At 44.9% G+C, this 19,216-nt stretch carries 12 protein-coding genes; 2 read left to right on the forward strand and 10 right to left on the reverse strand.

What is annotated here, in order from left to right:
- Nucleotides 1-15: 15 nt before the first annotated feature.
- From BK026_RS17425 to BK026_RS17455, 7 genes are all read right to left on the reverse strand, one after another.
- Nucleotides 16-2,184 (reverse strand): response regulator, encoded by a 2,169-nt coding sequence (locus tag BK026_RS17425; RefSeq protein ID WP_071816970.1) that lies wholly within the window; start codon nt 2,182-2,184, stop codon nt 16-18.
- A gap of 66 nt (nt 2,185-2,250) precedes the next feature.
- The gene (locus BK026_RS17430; protein ID WP_071816971.1) at nt 2,251-3,591 is read right to left on the reverse strand and encodes an MFS transporter; all 1,341 of its coding nucleotides are present in this window, start codon (nt 3,589-3,591) and stop codon (nt 2,251-2,253) included.
- Nucleotides 3,592-3,643: 52 nt separating this feature from the next.
- Nucleotides 3,644-3,967: a hypothetical protein gene (locus BK026_RS17435; protein WP_071816972.1), complete on the reverse strand. Its 324-nt coding sequence runs from the start codon at nt 3,965-3,967 to the stop codon at nt 3,644-3,646.
- Nucleotides 3,968-4,110: 143 nt separating this feature from the next.
- A complete protein-coding gene (locus BK026_RS17440; protein WP_071816973.1) occupies nt 4,111-4,983 on the reverse strand; it encodes a DUF3530 family protein in 873 nt (290 codons plus the stop codon).
- 123 nt (nt 4,984-5,106) lie between these two features.
- Nucleotides 5,107-5,808 (reverse strand): bifunctional tRNA pseudouridine(32) synthase/23S rRNA pseudouridine(746) synthase RluA, encoded by a 702-nt coding sequence (gene rluA, locus BK026_RS17445; RefSeq protein ID WP_071816974.1) that lies wholly within the window; start codon nt 5,806-5,808, stop codon nt 5,107-5,109.
- Nucleotides 5,809-5,857: 49 nt separating this feature from the next.
- Entirely contained in the window at nt 5,858-8,719 is a 2,862-nt protein-coding gene (rapA, locus tag BK026_RS17450; protein WP_071816975.1) for an RNA polymerase-associated protein RapA, read from the reverse strand.
- Complete coding sequence (locus BK026_RS17455) at nt 8,716-9,909, reverse strand: hypothetical protein (RefSeq protein WP_256253890.1); 1,194 nt, start codon at nt 9,907-9,909, stop codon at nt 8,716-8,718. Before BK026_RS17455 ends, rapA begins: the two co-directional genes overlap by 4 nt.
- A 308-nt stretch (nt 9,910-10,217) precedes the next feature.
- Between BK026_RS17455 and BK026_RS17460 the strand changes: the two genes are divergently transcribed.
- Nucleotides 10,218-11,615 (forward strand): PhoH family protein, encoded by a 1,398-nt coding sequence (locus tag BK026_RS17460; RefSeq protein ID WP_071816976.1) that lies wholly within the window; start codon nt 10,218-10,220, stop codon nt 11,613-11,615.
- 63 nt (nt 11,616-11,678) lie between these two features.
- On the opposite strand, the gene BK026_RS17465 is transcribed toward BK026_RS17460, so the two are convergent.
- The 3 genes from BK026_RS17465 to BK026_RS17475 form a co-directional block, all read right to left on the reverse strand.
- Nucleotides 11,679-12,689 carry a hypothetical protein gene (locus tag BK026_RS17465; protein ID WP_256253891.1) on the reverse strand — a complete coding sequence of 337 codons (1,011 nt, stop codon included), beginning with the start codon at nt 12,687-12,689 and terminating at the stop codon, nt 11,679-11,681.
- Nucleotides 12,690-12,836: 147 nt separating this feature from the next.
- A complete protein-coding gene (cysG, locus tag BK026_RS17470; protein ID WP_071817751.1) occupies nt 12,837-14,222 on the reverse strand; it encodes a siroheme synthase CysG in 1,386 nt (461 codons plus the stop codon).
- Nucleotides 14,223-14,351: 129 nt separating this feature from the next.
- Nucleotides 14,352-16,136 carry a DEAD/DEAH box helicase gene (locus BK026_RS17475; RefSeq protein ID WP_071816977.1) on the reverse strand — a complete coding sequence of 595 codons (1,785 nt, stop codon included), beginning with the start codon at nt 16,134-16,136 and terminating at the stop codon, nt 14,352-14,354.
- A gap of 292 nt (nt 16,137-16,428) precedes the next feature.
- On the opposite strand from BK026_RS17475, the gene prsT reads away from it, so the two are divergent.
- The gene (gene prsT, locus BK026_RS17480) at nt 16,429-19,197 is read left to right on the forward strand and encodes an XrtA/PEP-CTERM system TPR-repeat protein PrsT (protein ID WP_071816978.1); all 2,769 of its coding nucleotides are present in this window, start codon (nt 16,429-16,431) and stop codon (nt 19,195-19,197) included.
- The last annotated feature ends 19 nt before the right edge of the window (nt 19,198-19,216 follow it).

Raw genomic sequence — 19,216 nt, forward strand, 5'->3', positions numbered from 1 at the left:
GGCGCACTAAACGCCTTAAAGTGCCAGTTTTAAGGTGTTTTTCAATTCTTGAAATGTCACTGGCTTTACCAAATGGTACCGGACGCCCGCGTTCAACGATGCAACTTTGTCGTTTCTATGCGCATTGGCGGTAAGCGCAATAATGGGCAAGTCTGGATGTTTTTCTTTCATAATTTTAGCTACGTCTAGGCCACTCATATCAGGCAAGTTGATATCCAGTAAAACACAATCAAACTGTGTCTCATTAGATCTGCTAATGGCATCGTCACCCGTATAGCTTACGGTTACGTCATGACCCATACATTGCAGCATATACTCTACCATTTCTGCGTTAATGGGCTCATCTTCCACTACCAGCACGTGTGATTTGGACACCTCTTTTAATATTCTCATTTTGTTTGTATTGATGTGGTGAAGCGTATCGATGAAACGCTGTCTATCAATGGGTTTAACAAAGCTCTGAAAAATGGGAAGGTCGCTGCTAGCAATGATATTCGCAATATCAGGTGTGGACGACAGCACTACTACCGGTGGCGTTCTTTCTCCATATATAGCATGCAGTGTTTTTACAAGTTCGAGGCCATTCATCCCAGGCATATACAGGTCGGCAATAATGGCATTGAATTGCAAAATGTCTTCATGAAGTGCAAGCAAGCTTGCGCCTGAGGAAAAAGACCGAGCGGCATAACCTTCAGAAGTCACAATTGACTGAAGGTGTAAGCGAGATATTTCAAGGTCATCTACTATCGCGAATTTACCGTTAGAAGGCGTAACTTCGATGCTGGCAGGAGAACTTAACGGTTTAATTGGAATTCGAACAGTGATTTCTGTACCCACGCCTACCGTGCTGTTGACATGAATAGTTCCATCAAGATTATCAATATTATTTTTCACAACACTGAGCCCGATTCCTGCACCAGGGAAACGTTCACCTGAAACATGGTCGCCGCGAAAAAAATTTTCAAACATTTTGGCTTGTGTGGGAGCGTCTATGCCTACTCCGGTGTCGTTTATAACAACTTTTAAGAATATTCGTTTGTCGTTGACCTCAGTAGTGGCATTGATGTCAATAAGCCCTGTGGAGGTAAATTTAACCGCATTATCTAAAATATTCACAATCACTTTAGACACAGCAATAGGATCTGTTTCTACATACTGCGGCACGCTATGGCTACAGTGCATATTAAGTTCAAGTTTCTTATCTTTCACGCGCACCGAAAATGGCGAAATTGATTCATCGAGTAAGCTTATTAAGTCTACGCGCGTAAAGTTCATCTCTTCATGGGTATTGCTCGATAAAATTTCAGTGAGGTTATTTGTCAAATTAAGCAATCTGTAACTGGACTGTTCGGCCTGTTGTAGTAGCCGAGTTCGTTGATTTTCCATATTAGGGATCAGTTCCAGCGCACTGATAATTGCGCTAATGGGCGCGCGGAACTCGTGGCTTATTAACCGTAAAAATTGATTTTGCTTGAGTAGCGCCTTATCGCCTTTTCTGCGAAGTAATCGCGTTTGACCGTTACGTGTTGATTTTGTTAAACGGGGAACAGCGTTACGGTTGAAGGCCGCTATTAACACAGCACTGATGAGCGCCATGAACACAGTTAAGGTGAAAAGTTGTAAACGCAAGGCTAATGTTCCAGCTTGTTCTGCAAGCGTTCTTTTTTCATCATCAATGACAAAAAGCAGCGGCGATAAACTGAATGGAACACTAAAATAATCTATGCGTTTATCAGCAGGAGATAATGCGAGCGTATTGAGTAAATTCAATGTGTCGACATTGATACGGTATGCAGAGTCGGAGGGTAAACCGTTCACGAGAGCCTTAAATTTATCAAGCTCAAGCAAAGAAAGTGTCAATGTTTGGTTGTACTTTTTGTTGAATCTGTCGTTGACCAAAGAAAACGCGTCTCTATAGATAGCCTGAAGAGCAGGCGCTGCATCGGATAAATTGGATGTTATGAGTGTTAAGCGTTTATTTTCGATATCAAGAAGGGCTGAGGAAGCTCTATCTCCGTCGTTTATTTTATCCGTGAACTGAGAAAGCTGATGCGACGTAAAAAATAAACACACGCAGGCGAGTATACCTATGGATACAAATCCAGCCTGAAACCAAGTCGAAGGGGAAATTACCAGGGGCTGTTTAGTGATTACCTTATCTTTCGGCTGACGTTGGTCTTGCAAAGTGCTTCCTTAGCTGTACATTTACTCACCTTTTAAATGTAGATGTTTGCTCCGAGCTTGCAAGGTTCAGTGCGATTTTGTCGCGGCGGTTTCGACGGTTTTAATATGATGTCGTATTGAATACAAAAAAAGTAAACTGGGTATCACCATTAAAGCGGTGAGAATGAAAAACAAGCTCCAGTTTCCCTGCATAGCGTCGACCACGAACCCGCTGCTTGATGCCACTAGTGTTCTCCCGGCTACGCTGAGCGATGCCATAAGCGCATATTGCGTGGCGCTGAATGCGCGATTGCAGAGCAACGAAATAAAGGCAACCATAGCAACCGTGCTCCATGCGCCGGTAAATCCGTCAACTATTACGGTAAATGCTAAAAGTGCTGTAGATGGTCCTGTTTGCGCAATCGCTGCGAAAAGTAAGTTAGAGGCGGCCATCGCAATTCCAGCAACCATTAACCCACGATAAATGCCATAGCGAATGTTGACGACACCACCTAAAAGCGAAAACAAAATGGTTACCCACCAGTTAAGCAATTTGGAATAGGTTGCAATGTCGCTGTTTGAGAACCCCACTTCTTTGTAAAAAACAATACTCATCCTTCCAAGAAATGCTTCGCCTATTTTAAAGAGAAAAATAAATAGTAAAAACGAGACGGCTAATTTAACGCCATTTCGATTAAAAAACTCAGAAAACGGTGCGACGATAGTAGTGTGAAACCAGTGTAGGAGGGCACTGCGACTGCTATTGCTTGTTTCTGTTGATATTTCACTGAGTAGCGCCTCCCTATCTATATCGGGCTCAGTAGCAAAAAGCGTTGAAAACGCGAGAAGCAGCATTATGCCACCTAATAACAAATATATATCAGGCCAAGACCAAGACGTGAGATCGGCCAAAAAGAATGGTATAGCGCCTAGACCACCATAGCCCGTCCACCAGCCTGCGGTTGCAACTGACGACGCAGCTGACATACCGTCACTATCATTTACAGCAATGCAGTCGATTCTGAATCCGTCGATTGCAATATCTTGCGTAGCCGATGCTATTGCAATCAATAACCCAACAAGGGCTACGGTAAATAAGTGATCACTTGCTGTTAATTGAGACATAACAATGCATAACGCCGCTAGGCAAAGTTGCATTGAAAATATCCAACCTTTGCGCAGACCCAAAAAAGGAGGCTTGAGTTTGTCGACGAGGGGAGACCACAAAAAATTAAAGCTGTAAGTAGCGAAAATAATGCCGAACAGACCAATAGCAGAACGAGACAGCCCTTCATCTTTCAGCCAAGCTGATAACACAGAGCTTATCATTATCCAGGGGAAGCCGCTTGAAATGCCAAATAAGAAAATACTGGCAAAGCGTTTGTCGTTGAAGGATTGTAATACAGAAAACAAAAAGACCAGCCCCATGACTGCTGTAAAAGCAATATTGAGCCATTAAAGCTGTAGAATAGCAATATAATTAAGGGCGAATACCCACACAGTCCAGAGGGCAGTGTCCGGCGCCTTCAAGGTATTTGGTACAATTGGTGAGTTCATCTACGAGATACTGGTCGTGTTTAAGCTTCTCTTCACCCCAGTAATGAACTTGGTGCAGCAGGTGCCAGAATACGCGCTCTTTTTGTGTGTAGGGTTGGGTGAGGGTGTAATCAATTTGCCCCCACTCTTCCATACAGTCCCAAAAAAAGAGTTCGAGTTCGTCAATTGGGAGCTCATTTTGCCAGAATGCTCTCAGGTAAAAGCAAAGTTGCTTTGCTTTACTGTCTACAAATTCTTGAACATTCACAAATCAAACAACCATTTTGTGTTCACTAAACGTATTATAGTTCATAACCGTGTGACTGCGTATTCTCAAAGGCTACTTTTACAACTGATATATCCATACCGTTGTTTTGTTTATGTATTTAGCGTAATGCTGATGTTGACGAATTACCAGCCTAAATGACGTGTCCAGCCGAGGATACTGTTTGTAAGCATTTGATTTGAAAAGTTTTTGTTTTTCTGCTTTATACTAAAGGTTAACGTTTTACCTGGAAGTTTAACCTGTCTGTAGTGTAACTTTAGTTCAACTTTTGACCGGTTTTGTCGTTTGTAGTCGGTGCTGCCAGCCCAGTCATTGAAACCTCCTAAGGCAATATCCAAAACCGGATAATCAGATTGTGATATTAATTTTATAACTAAGTTATTGTTTTCTCTCTGTGGCCAAAACGGAGAAATAGCGACTAAGCTGTCAGGTTGAAGAGCTTCCTGAACATTTACCGCATTCATATAGGCCCCAGCGAGCATACCTTGCACAATAACCAGGCGATAACCCTGTCTGTCTTGCAGATAATTGTTCAACGAAGTTATGTGCGACGTAAGTGCCATGGTTACTGAATCAAAGTTATATGCTTGGGTTGAAACATCGCTCTGTGGGTGTACCGGTAACGCATTTTCATTACCTGTATTTTGATCCTGAGTTACCAGATCTGCATCTTTAGAAAGTGTAACAGCCACCGGAAAGTCAAATGGGCTGATGATCACATTCCAACCTTTTTGAGCCAGTTGGTTTGCCATAATATTGGCTTGAGAAATAGTAATGCTTGACGGAAACGGCTCTGAAAAAATGACGGCAGTCCCCAATGAAAGAGGGGTTTGAGATGCAATCTCTATAATTGGGTTTGATGATTCTCCTACCATGAGTGTTTTAACTTCATCTGGAGGGAATGCATGCCTGATATCAGTGTAAAAGTCGCATTGCGCCGCTGGTGTACACAACAAACATGTAAAATATAACAGCGTTACAAATAATCTTGGCAACATGTAAGACTTTTCACCTGAGTTAAATCAAACTACTTCACTAAGAACCCTTCTCTTTTTTACTTATCGGCCGAGTTAAAAATTGCTTAAGCCGCTATTTATTGTCTAGCGTCATACAAGAATAATTTATAACGCAGTTGGGCTGTGTCGACTAAATGGGATAGAGGTCTGAAAATTTAAAACAGTGTTATGTGTAGGGTGAGTGAAGCTTAAGCTCTCAGCATGAAGCTGTAAGCGGGCTGCCATGGATAGCGCCTCTTCATGGGCATAGAGTCTATCCCCTAAAATAGGGTGACCTAGAGCAAGCATATGCACGCGCAGTTGGTGAGAACGACCGGTAATAGGATAAAGAGCAACTAAAGAGTAGGGCAATCCTTTTTCATCTAACGTACGCTCAATGACGTTAAAGTGCGTTACAGCTTTTTTACCCCGCTCGAAGTCAACCATTTGCTTTGGCCTGTTTGGCCAGTCGCAAATAAGGGGGAGGTTAACTTCTCCGCTGTCTTGTTCTACATGCCCATGAACTCGGGCGAAGTAACGTTTTTTAGTTTGCCGAAGCTCAAACTGTTTCGAGATATGGCGATGGCTATCTTTATTGAGCGCCAGCACCAAAATACCTGAAGTCGCCATGTCTAAGCGATGTACTACTGTGGCGGTGGGATAAACACGGTTCACCCGGCTGATCAGCGAGTCGCGGTGTTCTAGTGCTTTGCCCGGAACGCTCAATAGCCCGCTAGGTTTATGCGCAACCACCATGTCCTCATCTTGATACAAAATATCAAGATAAGGTGTCATTGGTGGGTTATAAACAAAACTTGGGTTCGCCATTATGTACTCGTTACTTCACCGTCGCTTTTGAATGTTTAACCTATTAAGGTTATGGGTTATTTACAACAATACGAATGGCGTCCAGCTGAACGTCTGCATCCTGAATAACTTTATCAAGGGCGTTCATTTGCGTTTCGATAAACTCAATTTCGCTGTCACGTACTGCTGGGTTACGCTTTTGAAGATCGCGTAAGCGCTGTATTTCTTCGTTAAGCGTGCTGTGCATACTGTTAAGTGCATCGTGTTGTTTTTGGTTCGCTTGTTGATGGGCCAGCTTACGCGCCTTTTCAATGGCAAGCTCAAGCGGCTGTTGCAAGGCTTTTAAAAGCTGAGCCGAGATCTTACGTCCAATTTTACGCTTAACGTCGAAGCTTAATTCAGACGGATTCCCTTGCGCATCTAAACACACTCGCACCGGTGTTTGAGGTAAAAAACGGCCTAACTGAAGCGCTTTAGGGGCTTGTGCCTGCAGCACAAACAGCGCTTCAACCCAATAAGCGCCTTTTGGCAAAGACGGCTCGGCAATGAAGCCCATGCTGCTTTTTCCGTGTACATCGGTGAGTACTACGTCTATGGCGGTATGCACGAGCGGATGATCCCAACTTAAAAACTGTACGTTTTCCAGCGTGGTGGCAACACGGCGCTTGTAAGTAACCGTCATACCTTCTGGGTCAAGACCTGGAAGCTGGCTCACCATCGACTCGGTTGGCATAAGAATAAAGCAGTCATTGCCTTTTTCATCCTGCTGAACACCAATAGCATCGAATACGCGCCCCATAAAGCGCGACAAATCTTGTTCGCTATCAAGGGTAATGATGTCTTCAAGCAGTTGTTCTACACGGCCCTCTCCCGAAGCATTAAGCTCTAGAAGCCGATCGCGACCGGCTTCTAGCTGCGCTACGAGCTGGCTATTAAGCGTAACACTCATGTTCACTAGCTCGTCACGGGCGCTCATATCGTCAGGGTGCAAGCACGCACCAATAAGCAAAGGCTTAACGTCGTCGAACACGCCAGAGCCAGTCGGACAGGTTTTTTCGAAGGCATTAAGCCCTTCGTGATACCAATCTAGTAATACGTGCTGCGCGGTTTTCGCTAAATACGGCACGTGAATTTGTACGGTCTGGGTTTGGCCAATACGGTCAAGACGACCAATACGTTGTTCAAGCAGGTCTGGCGTAATAGGCAAGTCGAACAATACTAAGTGGTGAGCGAACTGGAAGTTACGGCCTTCGCTGCCTATTTCGCTACACAGTAGAATTTGTGCGCCGTCTTCCTCATCAGCAAAATAATGGGCCGCCTTGTCGCGCTCAACAATGCTCATGCCTTCGTGGAATACACTATGGCGAATACCGGTTTGCGTGCGAATAACCTCACCTAACTCTTGCGCTGTACGGGCGCTTGCGCAAATAAGCAGAATCTTTTCTGGCTTAACGCTTTGCATGAAATCAAGCAGCCATTCAACGCGCGGGTCATGCTTGGTCCAGCTGTTAACCACGCTTGCCATACGTTCAGGATACAGTGAATAGGTTAGGTCGCCGCCGCTCACGGCATCTGAATAAACCTCAGGCAAAGCTAATTCGTACGCGCTTAATTTACGCTCCGGAAAGCCTTCAATATTGGCGCGGCGGTTTCTAAACAACATACGACCTGTACCGTGACAATCAATAAGTTGATGCAGCAGCGCGTGGCGATTTTCCGGCGAGCTTAAATCACCCGCATGTTCCATAACGTCAGGCGCGAATTCAGCGAGTTTGCCGCGCTGTTTGTCGTTAGGCTCGGCGTCTGAAAGTAATGGTGCTACCGCATCGGCCAGTTGGCTGTATTTCGATTCTTCATCTAAAAATGCGTCGTAGCTATGGAAGCGGGCTGGGTCGAGCAGGCGCAAGCGGGCAAAGTGGCTTTCATGACCAAGTTGATCAGGCGTTGCGGTAAGTAATAACACGCCAGGTGTTTGATTGGCTAGCGCTTCCACACACAGGTATTCGGCAGATGGCGATTCGCTTGACCATGCAAGGTGATGGGCTTCATCAACAACCATTAAATCCCATCCTGCAGCTTGAATTTGCTGCTGGCGTTTTTCGCTCTTGCTTAGGAAGTCGATACTGCAAAGTACCAGCTGGTCGTTTTCAAATGGATTCACAGCGCTCGCGTCAGACGTTTCGTCATCGTCTAAGCCTTCACTCTTCTCTATTGCTTCGCAACGACTCTCATCGTAAATGGCAAAAGGAAGGTTAACGCGGCGAAGCATTTCAACAAGCCATTGGTGCATTAGCGAGTCTGGAACCAAAATAAGCACGCGCTCTGCACGGCCAGTTTTAAGCTGCTGGTGAATAATTAACGCGGCTTCAATGGTTTTACCAAGACCTACTTCATCGGCCAGCAATACCCGAGGTGCATGTCTGCCGCCTACCTCTGACGCAATGTGGAGTTGGTGCGGAATAAGCGATATGCGCGCACCTGAAAGGCCAATAGTATTTGAACGCAGGTAATCGTATTGATGATCTAGGGCACGTTCACGCAAGTCGAACCATTTAGGGTTGTCTAGCTGCTGACTAAACAGGCGCTTTTCAGGTTGGTTTAAGCGAATGTGGCTGTCTAGCATGGTTTCAGGTAATCGCGCCTGCGCTTTGGTGTCTTCGCGAAGCCCGTGATAGATAAGCAAGCCTTGGCTCTCTTCTTTTTCAGTAATGGTCATTTCCCAGCCATCTTGGCTTTTGACCGTTTCGCCAATTTCAAAAATTAGTCGCGTAAGCGGCGCATCTTGCTTTGTGTATTTTCGCGCTTCGCCTGTTGCTGGATACAACACTTCTACTGAACGGAAGTCACTACCAATAACGACACCTAACCCCAGCTCTATTTCTGTGTTGCTTAACCAACGCTGACCAACTAAAAATTGACTATCTGAACTCATAAATCACCAACCTGTTTTTCGGGGGGCGGTATTGTACGCATTGCGTTGTCATAAGTCATTAATACTAGACTATTGGTTGCCGATTTTACTATGAGCGCAGTGCGGGAACTACTGCATTTGATACAGCGCTTAAAGGCATTGGTAACTCGGCTTTCGACATAGTTATTGGTACCTTCGTAGAGAGCGCTGATGGCAATTGCTGCAAAGTATTCGGCGCTGCCCTCGTGTAACCAAGACTGCTCGTTGTTTTCTGACACACCTTCGGTACTGCCGGACTGATATAAATGTGCCACTTCGTGAGCAAAGAACCACAGCGTTTGGTTAACAAAGCTGATATGACTGGCTCGTTCGTCTAAGTCATCCCTGTTCCAGTGCATAAATATTTGATTAGGTAGTGTTCCGCCTTGTGTAGAGTGATCATCTACGTTTGCGTATGAGGCGAATAACGTAGGCTTTTCGCCCTTAAGCGGATTAAGGCGTTGGGAGAAAAACGCCATAATATTAGGTATGTCTTGTTCTAGCGAAACGTTCACGCTTTCGGGGAGGCCTTGGTCAATGAGGGCGATGACTTCATCAGTAATAATTGGCTGTTGCTGCCCTACGTACACGACTCTTCCATCATTGTTATCTGTCCACGACACGGTGTTTTTTGCAACATTTCCGTTCAATACAATATGTTCATCACTCGGGACACTGAGTGTCAGCTGCCACGTTTCTTGAGTGCAGGTATTCGCACAAGCAAACAGTCGTCCAGTATGAAAGGCGTTTCCCCCGTCAGAAAAAGGAGAAAATGGTGCGTAATCTTTGCCTAAGTGTTTGTAGGTAGGCGTAAGTAAAAAAGACACCCTAGAAATGGATTTGCCTGACTTCGAGCGCACAACGTCTTGGCGTTTAGCGCGATCAAAAACAATTTCTTTGTCACTATCTTGTGCGAACCAACGTGATGATCTCGATATGTCTGGATTTCTAACAAAAGTCAGCGTTTTAGCGGGCGTGGATAGTGCGTAGGTAACGACCCATCTTTCTAACGCGTCAGTTTTGCTTTTTTCAAGATGAATAAAGACATTGGAAGGTGATGGGGTATGAAGCACTTCGCTATTCGGCTGCGCAATTGCAGGGTTTAAACACACCAGAAGCGCTATAAGCAGTGTTAGAACTGACGTTATTTTTGTATTGTAAAGTCCAATCATCGCTTGTCTTTCCCTGGAAATTAAAAACCTGAACACTCGTAGTCAAGTTTACCTCCACCAGTGCAAAATAAAAAAAGAAAAAACAGTGCTAAAACACCAAAACTGGATTATGGTGGAATTAAGGGTTCGATAATTTAACGAACGAACCTTTGAGGCAGAAAGAGTAGTACTGCTTCTCAGTCGACGCGAGTAGGGGAAGAAGTCCTGTTTCGAGCGGCATTCTCCTACAACCGTAACGGTAGCTTGTTAGCGTGTGCGTTCATAAATGGACAAAGCACCTAGCTTGGCTTTATTGACCGGAGTGAAGGATGCCAAGAAAAAATTCTACTGATACAAAAATTTACGTCCTCGATACCAATATCCTGCTGCACGAACCTCACGCTTTTCTCTCCTTTAAAGAACACGACGTGGTTATTCCAATGACTGTATTGGAAGAGCTCGACTACATCAAAGACAGTAAAAAAGACGTGGCGCGAGACGCACGAGTTTCTATTCGAGCGATGGAGGATTTACTCCATGATGCAACGCCAGAAAATATGCTAGCCGGTGTATCAATGGAAGGGTTAGGGGCTGGACAAACGGCGCCTACAGGTAGCTTGTCTATATTTGCCGACCTTAATATGGTTGAGGCTCAGCAGGTGTTTACCAGCAATGAAAATGACAACCGTATAATCAATGTAGCGCTGCACCTGCAAAAGACCTTCGCGCCGCAAAAAGTGGTGTTGGTCACTAAAGACTTAAACATGCGCCTCAAGGCTAAAGGGGCAGGCCTTGCTCATGTTGAAGACTACCGCACCGACCAGCTAATTACTGACATAAAATATCTATCTCGCGGGTTTCATACCTTTGAAGGAAACTTCTGGGATAATGTAAAAAGTGTAGACAGTCGCACTGAAGGGCGCGACACCATTCACACCATACCAAAATCCATGCTCCCAGAGGCGTATGTGAACGAGTTCTTGCTCGATGAAACAAAACAATTTGCAGGTCTGGTGGAAGAGATTACCAACGATCACCTAGAAGTGCTGGATTTAGGTTACGAGCGCTTAATGGGTCGTCACGCTTGGGGCATTACACCAAAAAATATAGGTCAGGCTATGGCGCTTCATTCGCTGCTCGACCCACACATTGATATGGTTATTCTCACTGGCCCTGCCGGTAGTGGTAAAACGCTACTTGCGTTAGCGGCAGCCCTTGAAATGGTGGTAGAGCGTAACATGTATGACAAAATCATTGTTACGCGAAGCACGCCGGAAATTGCTGAGTCCATAGGCTTTTTGCCGGGAACGGAAGAAGAAAAAATGTTGCCTTGGTTGGCAGCCATTACCGATTCTTTGGAAGTACTCCACAAGCACGACGAAAATACCAAAGGTTCTATGAATTACATCATGGAAAAAGCCAACATTCAGTACAAGTCGGTAAACTTTATGCGAGGTAGAAGTATTCAAAATGCGATTGTGATTTTGGATGAGTCGCAAAACTTAACCGCGTCGCAGCTTAAAACCATTATCACACGCTGCGGTGAAGGAACGAAGCTGATAGTGGGCGGAAACCTTGCGCAGATTGACAGTAACTATCTGAGTGCAGTGACCTCGGGCCTAACTTACTTGGTTGAAAAGTTTAAGGACTTCTCAGGCAGTGCCACCATAAACCTAGATGGTGTAGTAAGAAGCCGTCTTGCAAGCTTTGCTGAAGAGAATTTATAGTGGGCAGCCTTTTCTAAGCCTTTTAATTAAAGCGCCTTTATCGCAAAGGCGCTTTTTGTGTTTTTACTTTACTACTTCCACTTGATAGCGCCCTGTCACAATGTTGCGTTCAGTATCTTCAGATACTTGTCCAAACTCAATAAGTGCCGGGCCCGTTGGATCGTAGAGTATGTAAGTGTCGCCTTCGTACTCTATGGTCCGGTCTTTATCGGAGGGGGTCAGTGCAACACCTACGAGTGCATGGTTAGGTAGATAGACAATAATCATTTTAGTTGAGGGTAAAAAAGCCCTAACCATAGACGATGCCAACACTGCTTTACTGTCACAGTCCCCTAGGTTCTGCATGAGCACACTAATAGGTGGTGCAAAGCCAGAACCATTGCTGACCGTTCTATCTTCTAATGTATCGTATGGAATACTTTGCAGCCAACTTAAAATAAGGGAGAAATACGCTCTTGAATCTGATTCAGGTGCTACTTTTTCATAAAACGCTTGAGATGCCGACAGTAACGAAGTGACTGACTCTGCAGCGTAACGAACATGGTCCGGTTTGATAGCAGGTTGATTAAAGAGCGTTGTAAAACGTTGAAAATAATGCTCATTAAGATATTGATCATACGCTTGTTGGCGCACTGTTTTTAAATTACTCAGGATTGTTTGAACCTTCGTTTCATCGGTCCCTTTTACCTGAATTTCAATGCTGTCTCGTTTGGGTAGGATGTTTATTCTTGCGTCTTTCGGGTCGATTTTTTTAGCTTCCTCCATCAGCGCTACAGTAATATATCGTTGTACTATCAGAGGTTTATAATTTGACTGTTGGGATGGTGCTTCATTAAACGCACTGTCAGGCAGTGTGAAAGAAATGGATTGTTTAGTATTGGTATGATCCATCCATTCGTAATGAAAAAGTACCCCTAAGTCAGTATGCGTCTTTTTATATTTTAGTTGCTCGCTAAAGGCCACCGTTGACAACCCAGCACTCGCCAGTATCAAAAGTAGGGTTACTGCTTTCGCGAATAAAAACACGTAGCGGGTGGGTGAATAGGGACTATTCTTTTGTATTCTTTTACGCACTGGGCGAAACCACAAACTAACCAGTTCAACATATTAACAAGTATGCGTTTCTTCGAGCAAAAAACAAGCAGGTTGGCGGACAACAATATACTTGTTGACGAACAGCCACTGCGTTAGCGATGAAATGTATCTGGACGTATAAGTTGTCTAGCCTTGAAACCAGTTCAATTCATCGTGAAGGCTTACCACACTACCTACAATAATAAGGGTAGGGGGCTGCAACTGCGCTGCTTCTTGCTTAGCAACAATATCTGCTAGGGTGCCGGTTAACACCTGCTGCTTTTCAGTGGTAGCTGACTGAACCAGCGCAATCGGTGTAGAAGCATCTAAACCGTGCTCAATCATCTTTTCACAGATAATAGGAAGCCCTGTTAGCCCCATATAGAACACTGCAGTTTGATTTCGTTGTGCAAGGGCTGGCCAGTTAAGATCGATAGTGCCGTTTTTAAGGTGACCTGTTGCAAACACCACAGATTGTGCGTGGTCGCGGTGAGTTAGGGGAATACCCGCATAGCTAGATGCCCCGCTTGCTGCAGTAATGCCCGGCACAACCTGAAACTCAATACCGTGCTTAATAAGGGTTTGAATTTCTTCTCCACCACGGCCAAATATGAACGGGTCGCCGCCCTTCAGCCGCACTACACGGTTGCCCTTTTTGGCCTCATCAACCATTAGCTGGTTTATGTCGTCCTGAGGAAGTGTGTGATTGCTTTTGGCCTTGCCCACGTAAATCTTCTCAGCGTCCCGGCGCACAAGCTCCAGAATTTGCGGCGATACTAAGCGGTCGTAGACCACCACATCAGCTTTTTGCATTAAGCGCAATGCACGGAAAGTGAGAAGATCGGGGTCGCCAGGGCCGGCCCCCACCAAATACACCTGCCCTTCTACTTTTTTGTCTTCAGCGGCGGCTTGTAGTGCCAACTCAAAAGCCTCATCAGCTTTTTGGTCTTGGCCTTTTTCTACCATTTCCGCGATGTCGCCATCGAGTACATCTTCCCAGAAGTATCGACGAGCGGTAACACCGTTTAGGGTTTGTTTTACTTTATCGCGGAACTTTTCAGAAAACGCACCCAGTCGACTTAAGTTAGCGGGTAGTACAGTCTCTAACTTTTGACGCAAATAACGAAGCAATACAGGCGCTACACCACCACTGCTCATGGCTATAACAATAGGAGAACGGTCAACAATAGAAGGAGTAATAAATTGGCAAAGCGGTGTGTTGTCCACCACGTTTACTAATACTTTATTAGCGCGCGCTAAGTCGTGAATATGTTGATTTACATCGCCTTTGTCGGTGGCAATGAAAACCATGTCTTTATGGGTGAGATCGCTATTTTCAAACTCGCGTTCAATGAGTGTCACTTTCTCATTAAGTGCCAACTGCTTCACCGTATCGCAAACCCAAGGCGCCACCACGGTGATGGTCGCAGGTGTCTTCATTATAAGCTCTAGCTTACGGGCTGCTACTTCACCAGCCCCAACAATCAGGACATGGAGTTTTCTGGCATCTAGAAATAACGGAAAGTAATCCATAAAGGTTTTCTTAGCTTCAAATACAAAAAAAGAACTGACACTATTTTGCGCCAATTCTTTTTAATAAGAAAACAACGAAAACAGCCTTTATATTGCAATTAGTTATATAAAAGCTGAATGTGTTGCTATTTAGTTCTTACGCTTACGGTTTTCGCGATCTCCGCGATTGCCTCGGTCTTCACGGTTGCCGCGAGGTGCTCTGTCACCACGGTTACCACGATCGCCACGACCTTTTGCAGGAGGCGTATCAGACCATTCGCGAATATTCAAACGCTGACCAGCAACACGGGTGCCCTGTAGCGTATCGCGCGTTTCCTTAGGCATGCCGTCAGGAAGGTCTACCGTGCTGAAGTTGTCATAAATTTCGATAGCGCCAATGTGCTTCGAATTTATGTTTGCTTCATTAGCAATAGCGCCAACGATGTTGCCAGGCTTCGCGCCATGTACATGACCTACCTCAATGCGGAAGCGCTGCATGCCTTCTTCAGGTTTGCGGTTACCGCGTGGTACTCGCGGCTTTCTCTCACGACCGTCACGAGAGTTTCTGTCGCGGCTATCACGCTGAGGCTTGCTGTTAATATCTGGTCGATCTGATTCTTTAAGAATTAGCGGCTCATCACCTTGCGCAATTTTAAGCAGTGCTGCCATCAAAACTTCAGGAGACGCTTCGTTTTCTTCTTTAATCATCTCAACGATTGGCATTAATGATTCAATGCTATCGTCTTGCGCTGCTTCGGCAACTGACTGCTTAAAGCGGCTCAAACGGGTTTCATTTATCTCGCTAATTGAAGGAATTGGCATCGCTTCAATAGGTTGCTTAGTGGTTTTCTCAATCGAGAACAACAAGCGCTTTTCACGGTGAGAAATGAACAGGATTGCGTCACCCTGGCGTCCTGCACGACCTGTACGACCAATACGGTGAACGTAAGATTCACTGTCGTACGGGATATCGTAGTTGATAACGTGACTTACACGCTCAACGTCAAGACCACGGGCTACTACGTCAGTAGCGACAAGAATGTCGATCTTACCCTGTTTAAGCTTTTCAACAGTACGTTCACGGGCTGCCTGAGGAATATCACCGTTTAGCGGTTCTACATCGTAACCACGGGCAGACAGTTTATCTGCTAATTCAACAGTAGCGGTTTTCGTACGTACGAAAATGATCATGCCGTCAAACACTTCCACTTCCATGATGCGCGTTAGCGCTTCAAGTTTGTGGTGTGGTGCAATTTGGCAATAGCGCTGGCGAATAGTGCTAGCCGTACTTACCTTTGACGCAATTTTAACGTGCTTAGGGTCTTTTAAGTAACGCTGAGTAATTTTCTTGATTGGACCAGGCATAGTAGCCGAGAACAGCGCGGTTTGACGCTCTTCTGGTGCATGGCTAAGAATAAGTTCAACGTCATCGATAAAGCCCATACGAAGCATTTCGTCAGCTTCGTCTAGTACTAGGAACTTAAGTTCGCTTAAGTCTAGCGTTTTGCGCTTAATATGGTCGATGATACGGCCTGGTGTACCAACAACCACCTGAACGCCACGCTTAAGCTGGCGAATTTGGTTGTCGTACGACTGACCGCCGTATACCGGAAGTACTTTAATTTTTTGACTAAAGCTCGCATAAACCTGAAACGCCTCTGCAACCTGAATAGCTAGTTCACGAGTTGGGGCCAATACCAGTAATTGCGGCTTACGTTCTTCAGGATCGATGTTTGCCAACATAGGCAGGGCAAACGCAGCGGTTTTTCCTGTCCCTGTCTGTGCCTGACCGAGTAAATCGTGCCCTTCAAGTAAAAGAGGAATACTCTCGGCTTGAATAGGAGACGGTTTCTCGTAGCCAACTTTTTCAAGGGCTTGTAAGATAGGTTCTGGTAAATTGAGGTCTTTAAATGTCATGTCGACAGTTGTGGTCATTAAGGATCCTGGTGCATTAAGTAAGGAGGGTGCGGCATACGACTAAACCGTACTTTTGCGGTTTATTATCGCAAGACGCTATACAGCATTTGAATTGCAAAAGAGCAAGGTTCATTGACTTATTTCTAGCGTTTTTCGCGATATGCTTGCCAGCAGTGTTGCAAAAACCGTTATTATATTCGAATAATGACCATGTTGCCACGAAATTGCAGTATTTTGTCGAAATAATAAACAGGAAAAAAGTTGTATTCTATCCCATGGCCAGAATTTTGAGGTAGAGCAAGGAATTACGATGATTAAAACAAATAAACTAATAAAGCGTTCTTCAATATCTGTGCTTCTTTTAAGCGCTTTACTGTCAGGATGCAGTGAAAAGTCCATGGAAAGCCATTTAGCCGATGCACGCAATTACGTATCTCAGCAGCAGTTCGATGCTGCGGTTGTCGAATACAAAAATGCAATACAAAAGTCACCAAATGCGGCGGAGCCAAGGTTCGAACTTGGCAGAATATACATCCAAAATAAAGACTACAACGCTGCAGAAAAGGAATTAAATAAAGCTTTGGAGCTAGGATACCCCGCGAATAATGTCATTCCTTTATTGTCGATAGCATACCAACAATCTGGCGCAGAAAATGCCCTGGCGGGTGTGGATTATCGAGCCGATGGCATGACGGCGGTGGAATCTGCTGAGGTAGGCTTTTATAAATTACAGGCACTTGTTCAACTTGGCAAAGTAGACGATGCGCAAGCGCTCATTGATGATCTTTCTTCTCTTGATACCGAGTCGGTCTATAAGGGATTAATTGAAAGCTACCGTTTTATTATCGATGACGATATCGACAATGCGATAGCGGCAACGGAGACGCTCAGGGCGCGGTCGCCGCTTAACAAAGATGTGCTTCAACAGCTTGCTAAGCTTTACCTTTTAAACAGCGAGCAAGACAAAGCAATCGACATATACAGCGAATATTTAAAAAGCTATCCAGATGATGTAACAAGTAAATTTGCCTATGTTTCATTGTTGATTGAACAGCGTAGCCTAGAGAAAGCCGAGCCTCTCGTAGACCAGTTATTGGCACTTAACGAGAACAACCCGCTACTTAACACGTATAAAGGGATCATCGAATCTGCCCAAGGTAAGTATGCTGAAGCTTTAGGTTATCTTGAACTTGCGATCCAAAATGGGCGAAGCGATCAGGTAGTTCGGCTTGTTGCGGGTTATAGCGCCTATCAAATCCAAGATTTCGAAGCGGCTCAGCGGCATTTAACAATGGTCGCCTCTAGTCTTCCAGATAATCATCCGGGGCTACGCATGCTAGCCGATAGCATGTTGCAGTTAGGTGAGAACGATGAAGCACTTGAAGTACTTAATCGAGTAGAGGGTGAACAAACCGCTGATGCAAGACTGTTTTCTAAAGCAAGCTATCAGCTGCTGCGAGAAGGAAATGAGTTTGGCGCCAGACAAATGGTGGAAAAATCGGAGACCGTGAGTGAATCTGCTGAAGATTTGTCTCGACTAGGTGTTCTTCAGCTTTCGCTTAATGATATTGAAGGTATTGTTAATCTTGAGGAAGCGGTGAACAAAGCGCCGGACTCAGCGACGACACAGTCTACGTTACTGCGCGCGTATGTCGCGACAAATCAATTTGAAAAAGCTAAAGCTGCTGCAATTGAATGGCACGAAAAGGCCCCTGAAACATCTATTCCATTGGTATACCTTGGGAGTATCGCTACCGTTGAGGGAGACTTCGACGCAGCAAACCAGTATCTAGAGCAAGCGAGTCAAAAGCCTGATGCGAATAACGAGGTGACTTACTCAAAAGTAAATTTGCTCGTTGCACAGGGTGAGAAAGCGCGTGCGCTTTCATTATTAGATACATTTATTCAAAAGAATCCAGCGGATGTTCAAGCGTTGACATTATGGTATGGCTTGGCGTCCGAGCAAAAAAATAATTCCGACGTAATTAAACATGTGGAGCGGGAGTTTAACGCCGACCGAGGCAACTTATCATTGCGCATGATGTTAGCAAAAATGTACTCACTTAATGGCGAGTTAGGTAAGTCACTAACTTTACTGGAAGGTGTACAAGGTGATGAAAACTCGCCGTTAGCTTTCTGGAGTTTGAAAGGACAGAGCCTGCTTGCTAGCAACGACGTCAAAAAAGCTAACGCATTCTTTGACCGCTGGTTAACGTTTTACCCACAAGACAAGAACGCGGTATTGGGTAAACTTTTAATCTTAGACTCACAAAATCGTTTCAACGACGCGCTCTCGTTATTAGACAAGGTACTGAAGAGGCGCACAGATGCACAGTTGTCGTTACTGAAAGCCTATTTTCACAGCCGAATTGGGCAGTCGAAGCCTGCTTGGGAAATTGTCAATGCCTCGACAGAGCAAGCTAAGGCTCTTCCATTTGTACGTGGAATTATCGCGCGCTTAAACTTAATAGACAGGAAACCCGAGGCAGCGTTACCACATGCAGAGGCCGCTTATGAGGCGTCTAAAAATACAGATAATGCGCTGTTGTTAATGGCAGTGTATGACGCAACAGAACAAAGAGAAAAGTCGTATTCCTTTATTCAAGAGCATGTGAAAAATAATCCGAATGATATTCAAAGCAGCATGCTACTTGCCGAGCGACAAATAACCGATGATCGTCAGGCGGCTATGGCAACCTACGAAAACGTTCTAGCGAATATGCCTGAGAACTTTGTAGTTTTAAATAACCTTGCCTATTTAGCATTTGAGGAAAATGACCTTATTCGCGCCGAAACGCTGTCAAAAAAGGCGGTTTCACTGCAGCCGAACAACGCAGAAGCGGTAGACACATTAGCACAAATACATATCGCAAAAGGTGAGCTAGAAAGTGCGCTTAAGCTATACGAAAGAATTGCAACCCAACCGATTGCGAATGACGAAGTGTATTTGAATCATGTCGAGCTTCTATTAACCACCGATAAAGTTACTTTAGCGAAACGAAAACTTGCAGAACGTGAGTTAAGCTCTGCAAGTGCTAAGGCCAGGGCAGAGACACTTAAAAAGCAATACGGTATTTAACAAAACACCATAACTAAGA

This window comes from Alteromonas sp. V450 (assembly GCF_001885075.1).
GTDB lineage: Bacteria > Pseudomonadota > Gammaproteobacteria > Enterobacterales > Alteromonadaceae > Alteromonas.